The following is a 24499-nucleotide window of genomic DNA, read 5'->3' on the forward strand; positions in this document are numbered from 1 at the left end:
TTACTGAAGAGCTAGGAAATTTTGTGTATTTATTTACCATTCACCATTCACCATTTACCATTCACCATTCACCATTTAAATTTTATTTCTGAATTCATACAAAAAGGGACGCAGCGCGTCCCTTTTTGTATTCCTCCTTTGTTCTTTTTGCTTTGTACTTTGTGCTTTGATAAAAAAAGGCCACGGCCTTTTTTTAAATCGCTCGCTCCAGCTTAAAGCTAAAACTCGTCCCCTTATCTACCTTCGAAAGCACCGTAATCTTACTGCCGTGTGCTTGGACGATGTGTTTTACGATAGAAAGGCCAAGGCCAGTTCCGCCGCTGAGTTTGGTGCGGCTTTTGTCGATTCGATAGAATCGTTCGAAAATACGAGGTAAGTGCTTTTCAGGGATTCCGGGGCCATTATCTTTGACTGTGATCAAGTAGGCCTTTTTGCGGTCTTCAATGGTAACAGTCACTTTCCCGTCTTGATTACCGTATTTGACTCCATTGTCGATTAGATTAACCAATACTTGTTGAATACGCTGAGCATCGGCTTTCACATCGATGGCTGTATCTGTGCAAATTAACTGTAAGGAGACCCCACGCTTTTTTGCTTTGCCTTCTAATTGATCAAAGATGTCTTCGATTAGGGGTCTAAGGTTGATGCGTTTCTTTTCAATTTTAATGGCACCGGTTTCAATTTTAGAAACGGTTAATAGATCTTGTACTAAAACATCCAGGCCGTCTAAACTTTTGGCTGCTTTTTCGAGGAATTTTTGGCGTATTTCTGGTGTTTCGTCCGGATTGTCTAAAAGGGTGTGAACGAATCCTTGTGCGGCGAAAATGGGTGTTTTAAGTTCGTGGGATACGTCTGCCAAAAATTCTTGGCGGTAAACCGCGGCTTTTTTCAACTCCTTTACTTCGTCCTCCGTGGTGGAAACGTAGGCGGTTAGTTCTTTCTTTAAGAGTTCGATGGGGTTCTCTTTTTGGACTAACTGCTTACGCGATATTAAGGGGAAGTTCTTCTTTTTTATCTGCTTGATTTGGTCATATAACTCATTGACTTCTTTGAAAACGAGGTTGTCTAAGGCAAAAAAGATCAAGATGGATCCAAAAATCAATACGCTGATAAAGGCGACGAAAAGGGTAGCAGAATCAGAGTGCGGAAGAAATGAAATGAAAGCGGTTGCCACCCCTGCGATGACAAAGGCTAAAAGGATGGAAAGGTAGCGAGGACTTAGCATGCTTGAAATTACGGATAATTTTTAAATTGTTGTACCTTTGTGCTTTGATAAGATCGCATGGAATTAAATTTATTGACTGCCATTTCTCCGGTTGATGGTCGTTACCGCAAACAAACCGCCGCACTAGCTCCTTATTTTTCTGAATTTGGATTGATCCAATACCGGGTGCGCGTTGAAATCGAATACTTTATTGCGTTGTGCGAGATTCCTTTGGCCCCATTAAAAGGCTTCCCTAAGGAACATTATGCGGCATTACGTTCCATGTACACGAATTTCACGGAAGCGGATGCGACGTGGATCAAGGACACAGAAAAGGTGACAAACCATGATGTGAAGGCGGTAGAGTATTTTATCAAAGACCGTATGTTAGCCTTACCTGGAGATATGAGCCCCTTTGTGGAGTTCATCCACTTTGGCCTAACGTCTCAAGATATTAACAATACAGCGATTCCATTATCGATCGCTGAAGCTCATCGCGAGGTGATTTTGCCTGCTTACCAGGCAGTGGTGGCGACTTTAGACGCTTATGCAACCGAGTGGAAAGAGATTCCTTTGTTAGCGCATACCCACGGACAACCGGCTTCTCCTACGCGTTTAGGAAAAGAAATCAAGGTTTTTGTGGAGCGTTTGAATCGTCAACTAGACCTGTTAGCGCAAGTGCCGTTTACGGGTAAATTTGGCGGAGCAACGGGTAATTTCAATGCGCACCAGGTGTCATTCCCAGAGATCAATTGGCCGCAATTCGCTGCTAAATTGCACGCAGATTTAGGCATTAAACGTAGTCAATACACGACTCAAATAGAGCATTACGATAATTTAGCAGCCTATTTCGATGGCTTAAAGCGTTTAGATACGATCTTGATTGACTTGTCCAGAGATATTTGGCAATACATCTCGATGGGCTATTTCAAGCAAAAAATTAAAGCAGGAGAAATTGGTTCATCGGCGATGCCTCACAAGGTAAACCCGATTGACTTTGAAAACGCGGAAGGGAATTTAGCCATGGCGAATGCCTTTTTTGAATTCTTGTCAGCGAAGCTTCCGATCTCTCGTTTACAACGTGATTTGACAGATTCGACGGTATTACGTAATGTGGGAACGCCTTTGGCGCACGTCGTGATTTCTTTGAATTCCTTGCAACGCGGTTTAGGTAAGTTAGAATTGAACAATAGCAAAATCCAACAGGATTTAGAAGATAACTGGGTGGTCATTGCGGAGGCAATCCAAACGGTATTGCGTCGCGAAGCTTTCCCTAAGCCTTACGAGGCATTGAAAGATTTGACACGTCACCACGGTAAGATTGACCAAGCTGTTTTCCACGCATTTATTGACGGCTTAGCCGTTTCGGATGCGATCAAGGCAGAATTGAAATTAATCTCACCGTTTAACTTCGTAGGCCGCGACGAAAACTAAAATAAAACCCAGCCACTGACTAGTGACTATCGACTAGCGACTCCCGACTACTTATGAACCACCGCCTCATGCACATCGCCCTCGTGGTAGCCGATTACGACGAAGCCATCGCTTGGTACACGGAAAAATTGGGTTTCACTTTAGTGGAAGATACGGTTTTGAGTGATGTCAAACGTTGGGTACTAGTTCAACCATCTGGCGAAGGTTCGTGTCAATTATTGCTGGCAAAAGCGGCGTCGGACGAACAAAAATCGAGAGTAGGAAATCAGACCGGAGGACGCGTATTTTTGTTTTTGCATACGGATGATTTTGAAAAAGATCATGCGAATTTGATTGCGCAGGGCATTACAATTGTACGTGGTCCAAGTGAGGAAGAGTATGGTAAAGTGCTCGTATTCGCCGATTTATATGGAAATTTGTGGGATTTGATCGGTTAAAATTTTGATTTTACAGATTTCACTCTACATTTGTATCAAATAACAATACAATGACAAAAGCAACATACAACAAAAACTGGTGGCAAGGATAACAATCCCTGAACAGTTTCGCTGTGTGTACATGATATGTTTACTAAAGGCTTGCTGTTCAACAGTAAGCCTTTTTTTATTAATTTTGCCCTTTGAAACATGTCTAGCATAAATATACGAACTTCACGGAAAACACTTTTGGCAGATACATTGACGCCAATCGGAATCTTTTTGAAGATTCGCAAAAACTATAAGAACTCTGTCATTTTAGAATCGGCAGATTACCACGGTAAAGAGCATGGCTTTTCGCACATTGCCTTTGATCCCGTGGCGCGCTTCGAGTTAACGGATTCGAAAGTCACACAAACTTTTCCAGACGGAACGCAGGAGAATTTCACCTTAGCGAATCGCCAGGATGCGGTAGCGGCGTTGAAGAGTTTTGCGGATCGCTTTGATTTCAAGAAAGAAAAGGGAGATTCGCCCATGGCGAATGGACTTTTTGGCCATATCTCCTATGATGCGGTGACCTATTTCGAGGATATCGATATTCAGGCCAAAAATCCCGAATCAGAAATTCCCTCTATCCGTTATTATGTGTACCGTTATGTAGTGGCGGTGAATCATTTTAACAACCAAATGAGCCTCTACGCGCACAGCTACGATGGTTCTGAGCCTTCCTTTGACACCATTACTTACCTGTTAGACATGCCGCATTATGCGACTGCGTCTTTTGCTCGTCAAGGGGAAGAGGTGAGTAATTTAACCGAGGACCAAACACGCGAAATTGTTAACATCTGCATCAAACACTGTTTGCGAGGAGATGTATTTCAAATCGTTCCCTCTAGACGTTTTGCCCAAAAATTCCAAGGCGATGATTTTCAGGTCTACCGCGCATTACGCTCGGTGAATCCATCGCCGTATTTGTTCTATTTTGATTATGAGGAATACCGGATTTTTGGAGCCTCTCCTGAGAAGCAAATTAAGATTGAGGGTTCGGTCGCAGAGATTCATCCGATTGCCGGTACGTTTAGACGTTCGGGCGATGATGCACGCGATGCCGAGTTAGCACAGGCCTTGATAGCGGATCCGAAAGAATCGGCGGAGCACGTGATGTTAGTGGATTTAGCCAGAAACGATCTAAGTCGTTCGGCAGATAATGTAAAAGTGGAGACGTTCAAGGAGGTTCAATTCTTCTCGCACGTGATTCACTTAGTTTCTAAAGTGACTGGGCATTTGCAAAAGGGGGTGAATCCCTTGCAAATGGTGGCGGATACATTCCCGGCAGGTACTTTAAGTGGTGCGCCTAAGCACAATGCGATGACGATTATTAACCGTTTGGAGCCCACAAATCGGGCTATCTATGGTGGGGCGATCGGATTTATGGATTTCGAGGGCAATTTCAATCACGCCATCGCGATTCGAACGTTTTTGAGTAAAGGAGATACCTTATTTTTCCAAGCCGGAATGGGTGTAGTCGCGAAGTCCGTGGTGGAAAGTGAGATGCAAGAAATACACAACAAATTGGCAGCCTTGCGCAGAGCGTTAGAGGTGGCAGAAAACTTAGCCTAGGATATGAAAGTTTTAGTGATAGATAATTACGATTCCTTTGTGTACAATTTGGTCTACCTATTAAAGGAATTAGGCGCAGAGGTGGACGTGTTTCGCAATGATAAAATTTCCCTGGAGGAAGTGGGTAAATACGATCAAATCTTGTTGTCGCCGGGTCCAGGGATTCCGTCGGAAGCAGGGATTATGATGGATTTATTGAAGGAATATAAGTCGACCAAAAAAATTCTTGGTGTCTGCCTGGGTCATCAGGCGATTGCGGAGGCTTTTGGCTCTCAACTAAGCAATATGGGTGAGGTGTTGCATGGCGTGACCACGGAATGTGTGGTGACGGATCCGACAGAACGCTTGTTCTTAGATATTCCCTCCCGTTTCGAAGTTTGCCGCTACCACTCATGGACGGTAGTTCCTTCGACGATGCCAAGCGAGCTAAAGATCACGGCGCAAGATGACAAGGGTTTTGTGTTAGCGGAGGCGCATTCGAAATACGATGTGCGCGGGGTGCAATTCCACCCGGAGGCGTTTTTAACGCAGCATGGATTGCAAATGATTAAAAATTGGATGAAATAAAAATGAAGAATATATTAAATAGACGGGCAGCGGGAGAAGCATTATCAGAAAACGAGGCAAGAGAGATATTGCTGCGTATTGGGCAAGGAGAGATCAATCCAAGTCAAATCGCCGCATTTTTATCCTCTTATTGGTTCAATCCGATTCAAGTGGATGAGCTGAAAGGATTCGTTTCGGCCATGATGGAATTAGCCATCACAGTGGATTTGTCGGAATTTGATGCGATGGATGTGTGTGGAACGGGGGGAGATGGGAAAGATACCTTTAACATTTCGACGACCTCCTCTTTCATCATTGTGGGAGCCGGCCAAAAAATCGCCAAACACGGTAATCACGGCGTTTCCTCTTCGGTAGGATCGTCGACGGTATTGGAGTTTTTGGGATTGAAATTTAACAATGACCCGAAGATCTTGAAACGCAAGATGGAAACGGCGGGAATGTGCTTCTTGCATGCACCCCTTTTCCACCCAGCGATGCGCTTCGTGGGCCCTATCCGCAAGGAATTAGGGATGAAGACTTTCTTCAATTTGTTAGGACCTTTATTGAATCCTGCCAAAGTCAACAAGCAAATCTCCGGCGTCTATTCGCCTGAGGCGTTCGCCTTGTACGAAGGATTTTTTGCCGGTTCTGGCAAGCAATACGGTATCGTTTATGCGGAAGATGGTTACGACGAAATCTCGTTAACCTCTGCTTTCCGTTTAACGACTCCAGATGGAGCTTCGATTTACAATCCAGGGGATATTGGCTGCGAAGTGGTGGCACAATCCGAATTGTTTGGCGGTTCTACGGCGGAGGCATCAGCGAATATGTTGTACAGAATATTGCAGCGCGAAGGCACACCCGCACAAACGCAAGCGGTTTTAGCGAATGCAGGAGCAGGTTTGTTTGTCGCAGGTAAAGCGGGCAGCCTCGTAGAAGGTTATGCTTTAGCGAAAGAATCCCTAGAAAGTGGTCGTGCTTTCCAGGCTTTCAAGAAATTTATAATGGATTAAGATGAGCATATTAGACCAAATCATAGCCACCAAAAGACAGGAAGTTGCCGCATGTAAAGCGCGCACCACGACTGCTCAGCTCGAAAAACAGGGTTTTTTCGCGCGCGCTTGTCATTCCTTGTCGATGTCTTTAGTTCAGCCGGCTTCCACGGGAGTGATTGCTGAATTCAAGCGTAAATCCCCGTCTAAGGGGATTATTAACGACCGTATGAGCGTGGATATGGTGACAAAAGGCTATGTGGAGGCAGGTGCAGCCTGTTTATCGGTGTTGACGGATGAGCCCTACTTTGGAGGAACCTATGCTGATTTTGATTTAGCACGTCGCACGAATCCGAATACGCCTATTTTGCGCAAAGACTTTATGATCGATGAATACCAAATCATCGAAGCGAAGTCCATGGGCGCCGACGTGGTGCTTTTAATCGCGGCGGCTTTAAGTCCAGCGGAAATCAAAACATTAGGAACGCTAGCGCGTTCATTAGGTATGGAAACCTTGCTGGAAGTGCACGATCAAGAAGAATTAGATCGTTCGCTAGGAGACTATATTTCCGTGGTAGGTGTGAATAACCGGAATTTGAAGAATTTTTCGGAGCAAAATGTGGAGGCTTCCAAAGTTTTGGCATCCAAAATACCATCCCAATTCGTCAAGGTTTCTGAGAGTTGTATTTCGGGTCCGGAGATTATAACAGAATTAAAAACCTACGGTTACCGCGGCTTCTTGATAGGCGAAAGCTTTATGAAGACCGATAACCCAGGAAAAGCCTTAAGCGACTTTATTAACTAGGTATGAAGTGGAAAGTATGTGGCATGCGGGAACCAGAAAACATCCAAGAAGTAGCGGCTTTAGGGCCAGACTTTATGGGCTTTATTTGGGTACCTAAATCGCCACGTTACGTAGGACCTGATTTTGACATCCCGGCTTTGCCAGCAAAAACGAAGGCAGTTGGTGTGTTTGTGAACGAAACGACGGACAACATTATCGCCTTGTCTAAAAATGCTGGATTCTCGGTCGTGCAATTACACGGAGAAGAGGGCCAAACAGAAATAAAAGCCTTACAAGCCGCCGGATTACAGGTTATCAAGGCGATCAGTGTGGGCTCAGCGAAAGATCTCGATCTGACAGACAAGCCTGATTTCTATTTGTTTGATACGAAGAAAGGGGCTCAGGTAGGAGGAACGGGAGAACATTTTGATTGGTCATTATTAACGCATTATAAATTGGATATCCCCTATATTTTAGCAGGTGGATTGCAGTCAGGGGATGTGGAAAAGGTGAAGGATTTTCCGGGCTTATATGCTTTGGACTTTAATAGTAAACTCGAAATACGTCCCGGATTCAAGGATGTCGAGCAAGTGAAAGAACTAGTAAAACAGCTATGATTATGTCATTTAATGTAGATGAGCGTGGGTATTACGGGAATTTTGGCGGGGCCTTTATTCCAGAAATGTTATACCCGAATGTCGAGGAATTACGTTCCCGCTATTTAGACATTATCGCGGAACCCTCTTTTCAAGAAGAATTCCACGCCTTGTTAAAAGATTACGTGGGTCGTCCTACGCCGCTTTTCAAGGCAGAGCGTTTGTCAACGAAATACAACACGAATATCTATTTAAAGCGCGAAGATTTGTGTCACACGGGGGCACACAAGATTAATAATACGATCGGCCAAATCCTCGTGGCTAAACGCCTAGGGAAATCGAAAATCGTCGCAGAAACAGGTGCAGGACAACACGGCGTGGCAACAGCCACGGTTTGTGCCTTGATGGGCATGGAATGTATCGTGTATATGGGTGCCATCGACATTGAAAGACAAGCTCCTAACGTGGCGCGTATGCGGATGTTAGGTGCACAGGTAGTTCCGGCGACTTCCGGTTCAAAAACCTTGAAAGACGCCACAAACGAGGCGATGCGCCACTGGATTAATCACCCAGTTGATACCCATTATATCATTGGCTCCGTCGTAGGACCCCATCCATACCCGGACATGGTCGCTCGTTTTCAGGCGGTTATTTCTGAGGAGATTCGTTTTCAATTACAAGAGAAAGAAGGCCGTGATTACCCAGACTACGTGATTGCGTGTGTGGGTGGAGGATCTAATGCGGCGGGTGCCTTTTACCATTTCTTAGATGAGCCTCGCACGGCATTGATCGCGGCGGAGGCGGCAGGTCTCGGGGTTAATTCAGGTCATTCCGCAGCGACGACTTTCTTAGGAAAGCCAGGCGTCTTGCATGGAAGCAAGAGTTTATCGATGCAAACCGAAGATGGCCAGGTAATCGAACCTTATTCGATCTCTGCCGGCTTAGATTATCCGGGAATCGGACCTATGCACGCGCATTTGTTTGAATCCGGCCGTGCGACATTCTTTGGAGTGACGGATGAGGAGGCGCTAGTGGCTGCCGTGGAATGCTCCCAGTTAGAGGGAATTATTCCCGCTTTAGAGACGGCACATGCTTTGGCCGTATTCGAAAGATTGCAAGCTAAGCCGAATGAAATCGTGGTCGTTAATGTGTCCGGAAGAGGGGACAAAGATTTAGCGACGTACCAAAACCGTTTAAAATTGAATGACTAAGATGAACAGAATTTCAGCCCTTTTTGCTTCAGCGACTGAGCCTATTTTAAATGTATATACCACTGCTGGTTTTCCTCGCTTGGAGGATACCATGACGGTTTTGAACGCGCTTCAAGCGGGTGGCGTCGATATTATCGAGGTGGGAATGCCTTATTCTGATCCAGTGGCCGATGGAGAAACGATCCAGCTATCGAATCAAGCTGCTTTAGAGCAAGGAATGAGCGTGGCGCATCTTTTCGAGCAATTGAAGGATATGCGTAAAAGCATTACGGTTCCCGTTCTTTTGATGGGTTATATAAATCCCGTTTTACAATATGGTGTGGAGGCTTTCTGCGCGAAATGTGCGGAAGTAGGCGTGGATGGATTGATTTTGCCAGATCTACCTATGGTGGAATACGAGGCGTCTTACCGCGAAATTTTTGAAAAATACGGTTTGTTCAATATTCGGTTAATTACCCCACAAACGAACGACGAGCGCATTCGCCACATCGATTCGGTCTCGAAAGGATTCATTTATATGGTCTCTTCTGCGAGTACGACGGGGGCAAAAACGGGTATATCATCCGATCAAGAGCTTTATTTTGAACGGATTGCTGCGATGAATTTACAGAATCCACGTTTGATTGGTTTTGGAATTTCGGACCACGAGAGCTTTGTGAAAGCCTCTAAGAACGCCTCTGGGGCTATTATTGGTAGTGCGTTTGTGAAGATGATCGCGCAGGCGAAAGACCTTAGTGCTGAGATCGTTGCCTTTGTGCAGTTGATTAAAGGTAAAAACTAGGCAAATGTTTTTGGAAAGAAATATTTTTCCTATCTTTGCAACCCCAATCAGACGATCTTATGCACAAGTGGGCCGCTAAGCGCTGATTATCATCAAATAAAAATTAGTTCAGATGAGCGATTTAATTAAATTCGTAGAGCAAGAAAACGCAGCACGTAGAGGAGAACACCCTGAATTCGCTGCAGGAGACACAGTTAACGTACACGTTAAAATTCGTGAAGGTAACAAGGAGCGTATCCAGGTTTTCCAAGGTTTAGTTATTCAACGTAAAAATTCTGGTGCAGGTGAGTCTTTCACAGTTCGTAAGATCTCTAACGGTATCGGTGTTGAGCGTATTTTCCCAATCTTGTCACCAAACATCGACAAAATTGAAGTATTACGTCGTGGTAAAGTACGTCGTGCACGTTTATACTACATGCGTGGTAAGCAAGGAAAAGCGGCTCGTGTTAAAGAGAAGAAAAAATAGGTTTGAGATTTTTTATATAATAAGAAAGCTGTTCAGAAATGAGCAGCTTTTTTTATGGCCATTTATCAGTAATCTCAGCTAGAATTTTACTTTTGTAGGTAAATAAACCTATTGAAATGAAAACGAATGCTTCGAATCGCCGCGAATTCTTGCACAATGCAAGTATGCTAGGCGGTATGGCCTTTTTGCCTAGTTCTTTTAAAGACGTCACGAAAACCTTTGCCCCCGCTACACCTGAACGCATCATTGCACCCCGTTTGAAATTTGGGGTGGTGGGAATCAATCATGGACATATCTATTCCATGGCGAACTCCATCATAAGAGGTGGCGGGGAGTTTGTCTCTTACTATGCGAAGGAACCCGATTTAATCAAAGATTTTGCGAAACGTTACCCTCAAGCGAAGCTGGTGAAGAGTGAGGCCGAGGTCTTAGAAGACCCATCTATCAAATTAGTGCTTAGCTCCATTACGCCTAATGAACGCGCTCCTTTAGGAATACGTGTGATGCAGCATGGGAAAGATTATATGGTGGATAAGCCAGGAATCATTAGTTTGGAGCAATTAGCAGAGGTTCGTAAGGTTCAACAAGAAACGAAGCGAATCTATTCGATTTCATTCAGTGAGCGTTTTGAAAACAAAGCAACCGAGCTTGCGAGCCAATTAGTGGCCTCTGGAAAAATAGGTAAAGTGATGCAAACCTTAGGAACAGGACCTCATAGAATGAGTGTGAATTCTCGTCCTGATTGGTTTTTTGACACGAAATATTACGGTGGAATTATCACGGATATCGCTTCCCATCAGGTAGATCAATTCTTACATTTTACGGGTTCGACGCAAGGAGAAGTAGTTGCTTCCCAAATCGCCAATCACCACCATCCACAATACCCTAAATTCCAGGATTTTGGAGATTTGATGCTTCGAAGTAATAAAGGTTCGGGCTATATTCGAGTAGATTGGTTTACGCCTGACGGGTTAAATACCTGGGGAGATGGTAGATTGACCATTTTAGGAACAGATGGCTATATGGAAGTACGGAAAAATGCAGACATAGCCTCTCCACATGGAACAGGAAGCCATTTATATGTGGTAACGAATAAAGAAACACTTTACATCGATTGCAAGGATGTCAACTTGCCGCATGGAGAATTACTCGTGAATGATGTCTTACATAGGACCGAAACGGCCATGACGCAAGCCCATTGTTTCTTGTCTACGGAATTAGCCTTAATTGCCCAAAAAAATGCAACTAACATATCGATCAAAGCATGAAACGGAGAAAATTTATCAATAACCTAGCACTAGGTGCCGTGGGTACATTCGGCTTCCCTACCATCGTTCCAGCGAATGTTTTAGGCGGCAAAGATGCCCCTAGCAATAAAATCAACATCGCCCAAATCGGCTGCGGACGTATCGCGCGCACTCATGATTTACCAGGCACTTGGAAGCACGACAAGGCGCGTATCATGGCGGTTTGCGATCTAGATCGCCACCGTACCGAGGAGACGAAGCAATTAGTCGAAGAATACTACACCAAGAAAACAGGTCAATCGAATTACATCGATGTGAAGATGTATGACGATTACCGCGAGATGCTTTTGAATAAGGACATTGATGCGGTGATGATTAGTACGCCGGATTTTTGGCATGCACAACCAGCGATGGAAGCGGCCCTAGCGGGGAAAGATATTTACTTGCAAAAACCTACCTCTCTGACCATTCACGAAGGCCGTCAACTTGCTAACGTGATCAAGAAAACAGGTCGAATTCTGCAAGTGGGAACGCAACAGCGCTCCACGTCTCAGTTTAGAATTGCCGCCGAATTAGTGCGCAATGGTCGCATCGGTAAATTACATACCGTTAAAATCGGTTTGCCAGGGGATCCATCTGGACCTCCAGCGCCAGCGATGCCAGTACCGAAAGGTTTTAATTACGATATGTGGTTAGGCTCTACGCCTGAAATGGCTTACACGGAGATTGCCGTACATCCTCAAAAGGGATATGATCGCCCGGGTTGGTTGCGTATGGAGCAATTTGGCGCGGGTATGATTACCGGTTGGGGTCAGCACCATTATGATTCTGCAGCTTGGGGAATGGATACGGAATACACAGGCCCCATCTCGGTAGAGGCGGTGGCGGAGTTCCCTAAGTCTGGACTTTGGAATGTACATGGTGACTTTATGTCGAAAGCAGAATATGCGAATGGCATCACGATGTACACTTCAGGAGGATATCAAAACGGTATTCGCTACGAAGGATCTGAAGGTTGGATTTTTGTGTCACGTGGCGATTATGCAGCGACACCAAGCGATCCGACTGCGAAAGTGCGATCGAAAGCCTTAGATGCGTCTGATCCGAAGATATTGCAATCAGTTATAGGCGAAAAGGAAATTCATCTCTATAACTCAGATGACCAACACGGGAACTGGTTAGATTGCATCGAATCGCGCAAGGAACCGATATCTCCCATTGAGATTGGGCACCGCGCTTGCACGGTTTGCTTGATCACGCACGTGGCCATGAAAGTGCCGCGTAAATTACACTGGGATCCTACGCAGGAACACTTTGTGAATGATGCGGAAGCCAATACTTGGTTGCGTAGAGCACAACGGGCACCCTACGGAACGGATCGGATTAAGTTTTAGATCTTTTCGACCTTTCTAACGTTTGTATTGATGATGTCAGATTCTACGACGCCATCGCGCAAACGAATGATGCGGTGAGCATATTGGGCAATATCATCTTCGTGGGTAACCATGACGATGGTGTTGCCTTTTTTATGCAATTGATCGAAGAGATCCATGATCTCATAGGAGGTTTTCGTGTCCAAATTACCCGTAGGTTCATCGGCTAACAAGATCGATGGGTCGTTGACTAGGGCGCGAGCTACGGCTACACGCTGTCTTTGGCCCCCTGAAAGCTCGTTCGGTTTATGTAAGGCGCGGTTGTCTAGACCTACCCCTTTCAAGGTTCTTAAAGCAATCTCTGTGCGTTCTTTCTTAGAATACCCCGCGTAGATTAAAGGCAAGGCTACGTTTTCGAGGGCTGATTGGCGGGGTAGTAGGTTAAAGGTTTGGAAAACAAAACCAATCTCCTTGTTTCTGACGGCCGCTAATTCATTTTCAGACATCTCAGATACATCTTGTCCATTCAAGATATATTTGCCTGTAGTGGGCGTATCTAAGCAGCCTACGATGTTCATTAAGGTTGATTTACCTGAGCCAGACGGACCCATGAAAGCGACATATTCTCCCTTGTTTACAGAGATGGTAACGTCTTTTAAAGCGTCAATCACTTCTTCGCCCATCACGTATCGTTTAGAAATGGACTGGGTCTCGATAATTTTAGTCATAGCAATCAAATTAATGAACTCAAAAATACATCCATTCTAGGAAACAATTCTTCTTTTTAGACAAAAGATAAAGGGAGAGGATGAATTGAGCGTGGGAAGGATGAGAGGTTTTGGCATAAAAAAAGCCCGAACAATTCGCTCGGGCTTTTCTCTATCTTCAAAGAATCTTACAATCCTTTTGCTTTCTTAACTACTTCGTCTGCGATGTTTTGCGGAACGAATTCGTAGTGAGAGAACGTTAACGATGCTGTTGCACGTCCTGAAGACATCGTACGTAAATCTGTTACGTAACCGAATAATTCAGAAAGAGGCACATCAGCCTTCAAGATAACAGCTCCTTGACGAGAATCCATACCTTTCATGATACCACGACGACGGTTTAAGTCACCTGTGATAGGTCCAGTATATTCGTCTGGAGTAACTACGTCTACAGCCATGATAGGCTCCATTAACTTAGCACCCGCTTGTTTTGCTGATTCTTTGTAACCCATACGAGCGGCTAATTCAAATGATAATGAATCTGAATCGACATCATGGTATGAACCGTGGAATAAACGAACTTTCATTGAATCCATTGGGTATCCAGCCAAAGCACCATTTTTCATTGCTTCTTCGAAACCTTTTTGAACCGCAGGGATAAATTCACGAGGAATTACACCACCCACGATATTGTTAACGAATTCTAAACCTGGTTTGTCATCTTCTCTTGGTCCGATTTCAAATACGATATCAGCAAACTTACCACGACCACCTGATTGTTTCTTGTAAACTTCACGGTGTTCTGTTGTCTTAGTTAAAGACTCTTTGTAAGCTACTTGAGGAGCACCTTGGTTTACTTCTACCTTGAACTCACGACGCATACGGTCGATGATAATCTCTAAGTGAAGCTCACCCATACCCTTAATGATCGTTTGGCCAGTCTCTTCGTTTGATTCAACTTGTAACGTAGGATCTTCTTCGATCAACTTCGTGATCGCTTTAGAGAAGTTATCTGCATCAGCCGTTTTCTTAGGCTCGATAGCGTATCCGATAACTGGCTCTGGGAAGTCCATTGCTTCTAATACGATAGGGTGTTTCTCATCAGAAAGAGTATCTCCCGTTTTGATGTCTTTGAAACCTACTACCGCACCGATATCACCAGCACCTAAACGCTCGATCGAGTTTTGCTTGTTCGCGTGCATTTGGAAGATACGAGAGATACGCTCCTTATTTCCTGAACGGTTGTTCAATACATAAGAACCTGAATCTAATCCACCTGAATAAGCACGGATGAAACATAAGCGACCTACGTAAGGGTCAGTTGCAATTTTAAAGGCTAAAGCTGCGAAAGGCTCAGTCTCACTTGGCTTGCGCAAAATTTCTTCGCCCGTATCTGGGTGAGTTCCTTTAACGCCTTCTTTGTCCATCGGAGATGGTAAGATTGCCATTACATAATCCAACATTGTTTGAACACCTTTGTTTTTGAAAGATGAACCACAAAGCATTGGAACGATTTTCATAGAGATCGTAGCTGCGCGTAAAGCGGCTAAAATTTCATCTTCTGAGATAGATGCTGGATCTTCGAAGTATTTCTCCATCAAAGATTCATCAAATTCAGCTACTGCTTCTAATAATTTCTCACGGTATTCAGTCGCCTCTTCTAACATATCATCTGGGATAGGTACCTCAGTGAATGTCATTCCTTTATCTGCCTCGTTCCATTTGATACCACGGAAGTTAACTAAGTCAACTACCCCTTCGAATCCTTCTTCAGCTCCGATAGGCAATTGCAAAGGCACTGCGTAGCTACCTAACATTTCTTTCACTTGCTTACACACGTTTAAGAAATCAGCACCTGAACGGTCCATTTTGTTAACGAAACCGATACGTGCTACGTTGTAGTTATTCGCTAAACGCCAGTTAGTCTCTGATTGAGGCTCAACACCGTCTACCGCAGAGAATAAAAATACTAGACCATCTAATACACGTAATGAACGGTTTACCTCTACTGTAAAGTCAACGTGACCTGGAGTATCGATAATGTTGATGTGGTAATCTTGATCGCGGTATTTCCAACCTACTGTTGTTGCAGCCGAAGTGATCGTGATACCACGCTCTTGCTCTTGCTCCATCCAGTCCATTGTTGCCGCACCATCGTGTACCTCACCAATTTTGTGGGAAACCCCTGCATAATACAGGATACGTTCCGTAGTGGTGGTTTTACCCGCATCAATGTGCGCAGCAATACCGATGTTTCTAGTGAATTTTAAATCGCGTGCCATTTTAAAAGGTTAATTATGAAATGATTTTTTTAATCCGTTTTTGAATCGTTTGCTAATTATCAAGTACTTGGACAACATTCTCGTTCGAGTACTTGTTTAGGGGTGCAAAATTACTGAAACTTAGTTAAATACAAAAGTTTTTTCCAAATGATTAATGCCTTTTTACAATTACTTTATCCCAAATGTTGTTTTGCTTGCGATCAGGTGCTTATTCGATCTGAAAATTGGATCTGTACCCGCTGTCGATTCGAACTACCTAGCCCCGGATTATTCCTAGAACAGCCTAATTGGATCTCTCACAAGCTCGACGGGTTGATTGAGTATGATCGCGTGCACGCCTATTATGTGTTTTCGGAGGGCGGGAAGGTGCAACATTTGTTACACCAGATAAAGTACAAAGGGCAGGAAAGATTAGGCGAATATTTGGGGAGTTGTGTGGGGCGGTCCTTTTCGGTTAAAGAGTATGATTTGCTCATCCCAATGCCACTACATCCTTCTCGGCTAAAAGAACGAGGTTATAATCAAGCTGCTTGTGTGGCAAAGGGGATTGCGCGGGCATCTGGCATTCCCATGTCTGAAACGCATTTACTAAGGACGAAACAGGTTTCTTCCTTGATCGGGTTGAATCGCGCGGAACGCTATAAAACCTTAGAGGAAGTATTTGAAGTGCTGCGACCGGGCGAACTGGACGGACTGAGAATTTTGCTAGTGGATGATACGCTGACGACGGGCGCGACTTTTTTAGCGGCAGGGGCTAAAATAAAAGCAGCCAGCACGGGGAAATTGTCTTTCCTGGCGCTGGCTGCTTTAAAGTGAGTTGTTAACCTATCGCTTCGTTGGTTTTCCGGGAGCGAACATCGCGCAACGGAAACCGATCGTAGACGAAGAGGCGTCCTTATCTAAATAACGACGCGTACCTGGAGACAACCAATAAGGTCCATCTGCCCAAGAGCCGCCTTTGTAGACTTTGGCATTATCATTAATCAAGGAATTACCCTTGTCATATAATTTCGCTGGATCTTGTGCTTCACTACGACGCGCTGGATTCAAATCATTTACATCGTCTAGCGTTAAGGGGCGGTAGGTGTCCATCGTCCACTCGTTCACGTTTCCGGCCATGTTATAAAGTCCAAAATCATTCGCCGGGTAAGAGTAAACTTCGGCTGTAATCATGGCACCGTCATTTGAACGACCTGCAAGACCTGAATAATCACCCCGTCCACGTTTGTAATTGGCTAACATTTGGCCTCGTGTTCTGCCAAAAGGCTGTCGCATCGAAGGTCCATCCCAAGGGTAAATACGTTGATTTTCTTGATTTTCATCCTCTTGCTGTGTCCCGATCATCGCTTTCGCCGCATATTCCCATTCTGCTTCAGTAGGTAGACGGTATTCTGGCAAGATTAACCCAGACTCCATGTTCGCAATCGGATTCTTCCGGTTTCTAGGTTTTCCCTTAGGGAAAGCCACATTTTTATTAACGACGGCAGTTCTCCATGCGGCATAGTCATTCGATTGCTTCCACGTTACACCTACTACCGGGTACATACGGAAACCTGGGTGACGAAGATAATGCGTTACATAGGGATCGTTGAAGGCTAATTCATCTAACCAAACCGTCGTATCCGGCAAGGCTGCGGTGTACGCATTTAGGGTTGAATCACGCTTGATTGCGTCTAAATACTCTAAATAGTGTAGGTTCGAGATCTCCGTTTCATCCATGTAGAAGGATTGAATCGTGACTGTGCGCTGGCGGTTGTCATTGCGCTTCATCACGTCTTCCTCGCCACCACCTAGGGTAACGCGACCTCCTTCGATGAAGACCAAATTAGGCCCTACAATAGGTCCTTTATAGGATTTGTTGACTTGGAATCCGCCTTTTTTGTTGTTGTAGGCCAAACCCGTTACAGTGGATTTCTTACCCACCTTCAGGCTGTTCGGATTACCGTTCTTTAGTCCGCTAGGGCAAGAAGTGAGTAAAAACACACAGCTAAGCACTCCTAGGATCAATCTTAATTTCGTACTCATTTATATTCCTTTAATATAGAATCAATTAACAAAGGTATTAATTACCCTAAAATATCCACTAAAATAGTATTTAATTCTTGAATACTACTCACCTTGTCGATTTGGAGAATCATTTTTCCTGCTTTTTCTCTTAATTGACATTGCCCCTTTTTGTTATTGACAAACGAAATAACCTTTACAATGAGGCTTTGGTCGAGCGGTCGAGCGGACTCTGATGAAACGAAATGGAACTTTAGGTTATTGTTTTTTAAGAGGATTTTTTCAATTCCCAAAACCTGAGCCTTCCAACGACACTTCACCAGTTCAATCATATCCTGAACTTCGTTTGGTAAATCACCAAAACGGTCTTTGATTTCCTTAATAAAGGCGGCGAGCGTTTCTTCGTCTTCGATTTCGTCTAGACGTGTGTAGAGGGCGAGGCGTTCGGAGATGCTTTGGACATATTCTTCTGGAATCAATACGCGCAAATCCGTTTCGATCGTGCAATCCACTTTGAGCATTTCTGCCACCTGTTCTAAATCGACTTCGAACAGTTTTCTGAACTCATTTTCCTTTAACTCTTGCACCGCCTCATCCAGGATTTTGTGGTACATGTCGTATCCCAAATCATTGATAAAGCCACTCTGTTCTGCGCCTAGTAGGTTTCCCGCACCGCGAATATCCAAGTCGCGCATGGCCACTTTGATGCCATCGCCCAGATCCGAGAATTCCTCTAAGGCACTCAAACGCTTACGCGCATCGCTGGTTAAATTCGCTAAGGATGGCGTGGCTAAATAACAATAGGCCTTTTTGTTGGATCTGCCTACGCGACCCCGCATTTGGTGCAGGTCTGAAAGCCCAAAGTTATTGGCATTTAAAATGAAGATCGTATTCGCATTCGGAATGTCAAGTCCGGATTCGATGATGTTTGTCGCAACAAGTACGTCGTAGTGGCCCTCGATGAAGCCCATCATGATTTTTTCGAGCTGGTCGCCCTCCATTTGGCCGTGTGCGACGGCGATTTTAGCATCTGGAACTAAACGCAAAATGCGGTTCGCAATGCTTTCCAATTCTCCAATTCGGTTGTAGACCACGAAGACTTGACCTCCACGACTAATTTCTTCTCTTACCCCATCGCGTAAAATTTCATCAGACAAGACAACTAATTTCGTTTCAACCGGCTGGCGGTTGGGCGGAGGCGTGGCAATAATACTCAAATCACGCGCTCCCATTAGAGAGAAATGGAGCGTTCTAGGAATAGGAGTGGCTGTCAACGTCAACACATCCACATCTACCCGCATTTCTTTCAAACGGTCTTTTACTTTCACCCCGAACTTCTGTTCCTCATCGATAATCATCAAGCCCAATTGCTTGAAATGCACGTCCTTGTTTACGAGACGGTGTGTTCCGATCAAAATATCGGTTTCGCCACTCGCCACGCGGGCTAGGGTTTCGTTGATTTGTTTGGTTGATTTGAATCGGTTTACGTATTCCACTTTGCAGGGGAACGCGGCTAAACGGTCGTGGAAGGTGCGGTAATGTTGCATCGCTAATACCGTTGTGGGCACGAGGACGGCCACTTGTTTCGAATCTGCTACGGCCTTGAAGGCGGCGCGAATCGCAATTTCCGTTTTTCCAAATCCCACATCTCCACACACCAACCGATCCATCGGATGCGGTTTCTCCATATCCGCTTTCACGTCAATGGTCGCTTTCGCTTGATCCGGCGTATCCTCATATAAGAACGAGGATTCTAGCTCGGCTTGTAAATACGTGTCTGGGGAGAAGGCAAAGCCTGGCGCGTTTTTGCGTTTGGCATAAAGGGAAATGAGCTCTTTGGCAATATCCTTTACCTGCTTCTTCACCCGAGATTTTTTGTTATCCCAATCCGGTGAACCTAGTTTCGACATCGAAGGAGGCGCTCCTTCTTTGCCGGAATATTTCGAAATTTTATGCAGGGAATGAATCGAAACGGATAAAACGTCGTCATCGCGGTAAATCAAGCGAATCACTTCCTGCTCTCCGTTCGCAGTTTCGACTAGATTCAACCCGGCAAATCGACCAATTCCGTAATCGATGTGCGTGACAAAATCACCCACTTGTAAAGACCTCAGTTCCTTTAGGGTTAAGGCCTTGTTCTTCGAGAACTTATTCTTTTCCTTATAGCGGTGGTAGCGCTCAAACAGCTGGTGGTCCGGGTAAAAGGCCACTTTGGTTTGCTCGTCCACAAAACCTTCGCGAAGCGAAATCTGCAAGGGCTTGAACTGAATACTCGTGTTGATTTCGTTAAAAATCACCTCGAGGCGTTCTAATTGCCGCGGGGATTCTGAACTGATGATATTGTGAAAACCGTGGGTTTGGTTGTCTAATAAAGTCGTAGCAAGTCGCTCAAAATCCTTTTGAAAGGCCCCAGGATTCTTCGAAGGAAAGAGTATTGTTTCTGAATTTTTCAGATGAGAACGTTTGCCAAATTCGATGCAAGCAAACCCCTGAAGCGATTTTTTAATCGTCTTTGCGGTCTCCCAACGTTCCTCTGGTTTGTTTAATAGATTGATGTCAGACGAGGAATTAACCTCGTAGACCATTGTCCCTTTTTCAAAATTCTCTGTCAATACATCGCTCAATATGCTCAGGTCTTTGATCCAGATTTTTGTGTTTTCTGGTAAGAACGTGAAGAAGGATTCCCTCGTCTCCTGGATCAGTTTAGTTTGCACATCCGGGATGAGGTGCATCGCAGAAACGGATTGAATGGAAAGCTGGGTTTCTGGGTGGAACGTACGAATACTGTCTACTTCATCTCCGAAGAAATCGAGGCGGTAAGGATATTCCGCCGCGTACGAGAAGACGTCTAAAATACCTCCGCGAACGGAATATTGTCCCGCTTCGTAGACGAAATCCGTTCGTTCGAAATCATATTCGTTCAGCGTTTCGGCTACGAAATTGCGATCTATTTTATCTCCTACCCGGATGGATAAGGTGTTTTTGACCAAAGACTTTCGGTTAATCACCTTCTCAGTCATCGCCGCCGGATAGGAAACGATGGCGAGACTTTGGCCCGAATAATTACTTAAAATATTGAGTACTTCTGCCCGTAATAACACATTCGCATTGTCCACTTCCTCCCATTCGTAGGGTTTCTTGTGGGACATCGGAAACAAGATGACAGCCGTGTCGCCTATGAGGGCCTGCAGGTCATTGTAGACGTATTGTGCCTCTTCCTTTTCTTCACAGATGATGAGGAAAGGTTGCTTCTCTTTTAGAAAGGCAGACATCAAAACGGTGTCGAGGGAGCCGCAAAGGCCTTTTAGGTGGATGGATTCGCCCGGTTTGGACGTAGTTATCTTGTCAGAAATGCTTTGGACAATTCCGTCGCTCTGGTAGATACTGAGAAATTCTTTGACGATCATACGTGCAAAAATTCCCTACAAATTTTACGTAGGGCTTGCAAAGGTAGGAAATTTTGTATCTTTGTGCATCTACAAAAAGGGGTGCCCGTAAAAAAGGCTGAGATTATACCCATTGAACCTGATGCGGGTAGTGCCGTCGAAGGGATTTTGTCGAGTTTTTAGCGCTGAAAACTCAGAAAAAATCGTCAATGTAAGGGTTAAAAAGTTAAATCATAACAGGATTTGGCTCCTTTACCTGTTGCTAAAATTCAAAAAAAATGAAAAAGGCAACAACGCTTATTATTACGCTTATTTTGTGTGTGCAAAGTGTATTTGCACAAAAAGTACAGGGAACCGTTTTTGATCAGGATACCAAAGCTCCTTTATGGGGTGCTTCTGTGACTTTGAAAGGAAGTCAGAAAGGAAACGTGACGGATGCGAAAGGGCATTTTAATTTAACCGTCTCTTCCCAGGCCGTTTTAGTCGTGCGTTTTGTGGGCTATGATCCACTAGAAATCGCTGCCGATAAAGCCAGCCAAATCGCGCTGAAAAAATCCAATTTCTTACAAGATGAAGTCGTGGTTCGAGCGACTCGGGCGGATGAAAATTCAGCGATGGCCTATTCGAATTTCTCGGCTTCAGAATTAGGCAAAAGTAATCTAGGGCAAGACATGCCTCAATTACTCAATTTCACGCCGTCGGTTGTTACCACGTCAGATGCAGGAGCTAGTGTGGGTTACACGGGAATCCGTATTCGTGGTTCCGATGCGACAAGGGTGAACGTGACGGTGAATGGAATTCCAATCAACGATTCGGAATCTCAAGGGACCTTCTGGGTGAATATGCCGGATTTTGCTAGTTCGGTGAATTCAGTCCAAATCCAGCGCGGCGTGGGAACTTCTACTAATGGGGCTGGGGCCTTTGGGGGTTCGGTGAATATGCAGACAAATACGTTTGAGCCTAAGGCTTATGGCGAAGTGAATGCGTCTGGCGGATCTTTTGGAACACTGAAAACGACACTCAAAGCCGGTTCTGGTCTATTAGGAGGAAAATTCACCATCGATGGCCGTTTGTCTCGTATTGTTTCGGATGGTTTTATCGACAGGTCTTCCTCTAATTTATTGTCGGCTTATTTTTCTGCGGGCTATTTCGGTGCTAAAAGTTTCATTCGATTGAACTACTTCACCGGGAAAGAAAAGACCTACCAATCTTGGTATGGGACTCCAGAAAGTAGGATTAATGGATCTGTTTCTGAGATGCAGGCCTACATCGATCGAAATTATCTAACTGCTGCGGAGGCTGATAATTTAGTGAATAGTGGCCGTACCTATAATTATTATACCTATGACAATCAGACGGATAATTATGCGCAGGATCACTACCAATTGATCACGAATCACCGGTTGTCGGAGGTTTGGAACATAGACCTTAATGGACATTATACCTATGGAAGAGGGTATTATGAGGAGTTTAAGCCCGATGCGGCAATGTTGAATTATGGAGTGACTTCTATTGTAGCAGCAGATGTTATTCGCCGCAAATGGCTAGACAATGACTTTTATGGTTCGACTTTTGCCTTACATTATACGGGTTCTCAAAAGTTCAAGTTTACTTTTGGTGGAGCATGGAATCGCTATGTTGGGCGTCATTTTGGAGTGTTAGTTGATCCATTGCCAGGAGTAGAGTGGTACAGAAGTCGCTCGCAAAAAACGGATATAAACCTGTATGCAAAGACGAATGTGGTTTTATCAGATCACTGGAATGCCTACTTAGATTTGCAATACCGCACGGTGGGTTACCGGATGAAGGGAACGGCTGATAAGTTTTTGGCCCTAGATGCGGACAATACCTATGACTTTTTTAATCCCAAATTTGGCCTAACACATCAAATTTCAGAACAAGCTAAAGTGTATGCCTCTGTTTCTGCTGGAAGTAAAGAGCCGAGTCGTCAGGATTTTGTGGACAACCCTTTAACAGCACCTCGTCCAGAATACGTGCAGGATTATGAACTAGGTTACCAGCGTAGCGGTGCGAAATACGGTTTTCAATTGAATGGCTATTTCATGGATTACCAAGATCAACTCGTTTTAACGGGCGCGGTAAATGCGGTGGGTGAGGCGATTCGCACAAATGCGGCGTCGAGTTACCGTTTGGGTGTCGAGGCGGTGTTGAATTACCAGCTTTCGAAGCGCTTATTTTGGAATGGCAATTTGATGTTAAGCCAAAACCGTATCCGCAATTTCCAAGAGAAAATGACTGACTACGATACCTATGATCAGGTGGTGATTAATCACGGAAATACCGATATCGCCTATTCTCCGTCCGTTATCGCAGGAAATACGCTGACCTATTCCGTGGGTGCTTTCGAAACGAGTTTGTTGAGCAAGTATGTGGGGAAACAGTATTTGGACAACACCTCTGACGAGGCACGTTCGATCAAGGCCTATGCGACCCAAGATATTCGCTTGAAATACACGATGAAGAAAGGTCCTGCCTTTACATTATTGCTGAATAATGTGTTGAACGAACTGTATTCGTCGAATGGCTATACCTATTCGTACCGATACGGGGGCGCGACGACTACGGAGAACTTCTATTATCCGCAAGCTGGATTTAATTTCTTGCTGGGAGCTAGTATTCGATTTTAGTACCTACAAAAAAGCCTCAGACCGTAAAATCTGAGGCTTTTTTATTTAGTTCATTAAATCCCATTTCCATCCCCATTTCGCGAGGCGGTATCGGACAGAGTACCAAAGTACGCCCAATCCATAGATGGAACTCCGTTTGAAATTAATCGAAGAGGCTTCGTCAAAATACTTCGTAGGGCAAGTCACTTCACCCACCTCGAAACCTTTCCAGAAAAGTTGCAAGACCATTTGGTTATCGAAAATGAAATCATCGTCACATTTAGTAAATTTCACGGCTTCCAAGGCTTCTTTCGAAAATGCGCGGTATCCCGTGTGGTATTCGGAAAGCTTTTGGTCTATCATGATGTTTTGAAACAAGGTCAGCAAGCGATTCGCGATGTATTTGTACATCGGCATGCCGCCCTTTAAGGCCCCTTTTCCTAGGATGCGCGAAGCGAAAACCACCGGATATAAGCCATTTCCAATGATCGAAATCATCGCTTTTAATAGCATGGGAGTGTATTGGTAATCCGGGTGCAGCATGATAACGATGTCACCACCTAACTCGAGAGCCTTCGTGTAACAAGTCTTTTGATTCCCTCCATAACCCAAGTTTTTATCGTGTCGAATCACGTGCTTAATGCCTACCGCTTTCGCCACTTCTACCGTATTATCAGGGCTATGGTCATCGACTAAAATCACCTCGTCCACCCAATCGTGCGGGATTTCATGGTATGTTTTTTCCAGGGTTAGCGCTGCCTTGTAAGCGGGCATAACGACAATGACCTTTTTACCTTCGTACATATTTTTTCTAAGCTATTTT

At 44.7% G+C, this 24499-nt stretch carries 20 protein-coding genes and 1 riboswitch; of the genes, 14 read left to right on the forward strand and 6 right to left on the reverse strand.

Annotated elements, in window-relative coordinates; genetic code table 11:
• Positions 1 to 193: 193 nt before the first annotated feature.
• On the reverse strand, positions 194 to 1225 hold the full coding sequence (locus EWU21_RS00250; protein ID WP_130894785.1) for a sensor histidine kinase: 1032 nt from the start codon (positions 1223 to 1225) through the stop codon (positions 194 to 196).
• A gap of 57 nt (positions 1226 to 1282) precedes the next feature.
• Between EWU21_RS00250 and purB the strand changes: the two genes are divergently transcribed.
• From purB to EWU21_RS00310, 12 genes are all read left to right on the forward strand, one after another.
• Positions 1283 to 2638, forward strand: a complete 1356-nt coding sequence (gene purB / locus EWU21_RS00255) for an adenylosuccinate lyase (protein ID WP_130894786.1) — start codon at positions 1283 to 1285, stop codon at positions 2636 to 2638.
• Between the two features lie 53 nt (positions 2639 to 2691).
• The gene (locus tag EWU21_RS00260; protein ID WP_130894787.1) at positions 2692 to 3075 is read left to right on the forward strand and encodes a VOC family protein; all 384 of its coding nucleotides are present in this window, start codon (positions 2692 to 2694) and stop codon (positions 3073 to 3075) included.
• A 189-nt stretch (positions 3076 to 3264) separates the two neighbouring features.
• Positions 3265 to 4674 carry an anthranilate synthase component I family protein gene (locus tag EWU21_RS00265; RefSeq protein ID WP_130894788.1) on the forward strand — a complete coding sequence of 470 codons (1410 nt, stop codon included), beginning with the start codon at positions 3265 to 3267 and terminating at the stop codon, positions 4672 to 4674.
• A gap of 3 nt (positions 4675 to 4677) precedes the next feature.
• Complete coding sequence (locus EWU21_RS00270; RefSeq protein WP_130894789.1) at positions 4678 to 5241, forward strand: anthranilate synthase component II; 564 nt, start codon at positions 4678 to 4680, stop codon at positions 5239 to 5241.
• Positions 5242 to 5243: 2 nt separating this feature from the next.
• Positions 5244 to 6233, forward strand: coding sequence for an anthranilate phosphoribosyltransferase (gene trpD, locus EWU21_RS00275; protein ID WP_130894790.1), 990 nt, complete (start codon positions 5244 to 5246; stop codon positions 6231 to 6233).
• A gap of 1 nt (position 6234) precedes the next feature.
• Positions 6235 to 7017 carry an indole-3-glycerol phosphate synthase TrpC gene (trpC, locus tag EWU21_RS00280; RefSeq protein WP_130894791.1) on the forward strand — a complete coding sequence of 261 codons (783 nt, stop codon included), beginning with the start codon at positions 6235 to 6237 and terminating at the stop codon, positions 7015 to 7017.
• Between the two features lie 2 nt (positions 7018 to 7019).
• A complete protein-coding gene (locus EWU21_RS00285; RefSeq protein WP_130894792.1) occupies positions 7020 to 7613 on the forward strand; it encodes a phosphoribosylanthranilate isomerase in 594 nt (197 codons plus the stop codon).
• Between the two features lie 2 nt (positions 7614 to 7615).
• The gene (gene trpB, locus EWU21_RS00290) at positions 7616 to 8803 is read left to right on the forward strand and encodes a tryptophan synthase subunit beta (protein WP_130894793.1); all 1188 of its coding nucleotides are present in this window, start codon (positions 7616 to 7618) and stop codon (positions 8801 to 8803) included.
• A 1-nt stretch (position 8804) separates the two neighbouring features.
• Positions 8805 to 9584: a tryptophan synthase subunit alpha gene (trpA, locus tag EWU21_RS00295; RefSeq protein WP_130894794.1), complete on the forward strand. Its 780-nt coding sequence runs from the start codon at positions 8805 to 8807 to the stop codon at positions 9582 to 9584.
• Between the two features lie 112 nt (positions 9585 to 9696).
• Entirely contained in the window at positions 9697 to 10050 is a 354-nt protein-coding gene (gene rplS, locus EWU21_RS00300) for a 50S ribosomal protein L19 (RefSeq protein ID WP_130894795.1), read from the forward strand.
• A gap of 116 nt (positions 10051 to 10166) precedes the next feature.
• Positions 10167 to 11318: a Gfo/Idh/MocA family protein gene (locus EWU21_RS00305; RefSeq protein WP_130894796.1), complete on the forward strand. Its 1152-nt coding sequence runs from the start codon at positions 10167 to 10169 to the stop codon at positions 11316 to 11318.
• On the forward strand, positions 11315 to 12691 hold the full coding sequence (locus tag EWU21_RS00310; protein ID WP_130894797.1) for a Gfo/Idh/MocA family protein: 1377 nt from the start codon (positions 11315 to 11317) through the stop codon (positions 12689 to 12691). Before EWU21_RS00305 ends, EWU21_RS00310 begins: the two co-directional genes overlap by 4 nt.
• Here the strand turns inward: EWU21_RS00310 and EWU21_RS00315 are convergent.
• Entirely contained in the window at positions 12688 to 13398 is a 711-nt protein-coding gene (locus EWU21_RS00315; protein WP_130894798.1) for an ABC transporter ATP-binding protein, read from the reverse strand. The genes EWU21_RS00310 and EWU21_RS00315 overlap by 4 nt on opposite strands.
• 167 nt (positions 13399 to 13565) lie before the next feature.
• On the reverse strand, positions 13566 to 15659 hold the full coding sequence (gene fusA, locus EWU21_RS00320) for an elongation factor G (protein WP_130894799.1): 2094 nt from the start codon (positions 15657 to 15659) through the stop codon (positions 13566 to 13568).
• 147 nt (positions 15660 to 15806) lie between these two features.
• Between fusA and EWU21_RS00325 the strand changes: the two genes are divergently transcribed.
• Entirely contained in the window at positions 15807 to 16475 is a 669-nt protein-coding gene (locus tag EWU21_RS00325) for a ComF family protein (RefSeq protein ID WP_130894800.1), read from the forward strand.
• Between the two features lie 9 nt (positions 16476 to 16484).
• Here EWU21_RS00325 and gldJ read toward each other — a convergent pair whose 3' ends face one another.
• Both gldJ and mfd read right to left on the reverse strand, forming a co-directional pair.
• A complete protein-coding gene (gldJ, locus tag EWU21_RS00330) occupies positions 16485 to 17684 on the reverse strand; it encodes a gliding motility lipoprotein GldJ (RefSeq protein WP_130894801.1) in 1200 nt (399 codons plus the stop codon).
• 41 nt (positions 17685 to 17725) lie between these two features.
• Positions 17726 to 21070 carry a transcription-repair coupling factor gene (gene mfd, locus EWU21_RS00335; RefSeq protein ID WP_130894802.1) on the reverse strand — a complete coding sequence of 1115 codons (3345 nt, stop codon included), beginning with the start codon at positions 21068 to 21070 and terminating at the stop codon, positions 17726 to 17728.
• A 67-nt stretch (positions 21071 to 21137) separates the two neighbouring features.
• Positions 21138 to 21232, forward strand: a riboswitch (TPP riboswitch).
• A 95-nt stretch (positions 21233 to 21327) separates the two neighbouring features.
• On the opposite strand from mfd, the gene EWU21_RS00340 reads away from it, so the two are divergent.
• Positions 21328 to 23697: a TonB-dependent receptor gene (locus EWU21_RS00340; RefSeq protein WP_130894803.1), complete on the forward strand. Its 2370-nt coding sequence runs from the start codon at positions 21328 to 21330 to the stop codon at positions 23695 to 23697.
• A 45-nt stretch (positions 23698 to 23742) separates the two neighbouring features.
• Here EWU21_RS00340 and EWU21_RS00345 read toward each other — a convergent pair whose 3' ends face one another.
• The gene (locus tag EWU21_RS00345; protein ID WP_130894804.1) at positions 23743 to 24480 is read right to left on the reverse strand and encodes a glycosyltransferase family 2 protein; all 738 of its coding nucleotides are present in this window, start codon (positions 24478 to 24480) and stop codon (positions 23743 to 23745) included.
• Between the last annotated feature and the right edge of the window lie 19 nt (positions 24481 to 24499).

Origin of the sequence: Aquirufa antheringensis, from assembly GCF_004307425.1 — a bacterium.
Taxonomy (GTDB): domain Bacteria; phylum Bacteroidota; class Bacteroidia; order Cytophagales; family Spirosomataceae; genus Aquirufa; species Aquirufa antheringensis.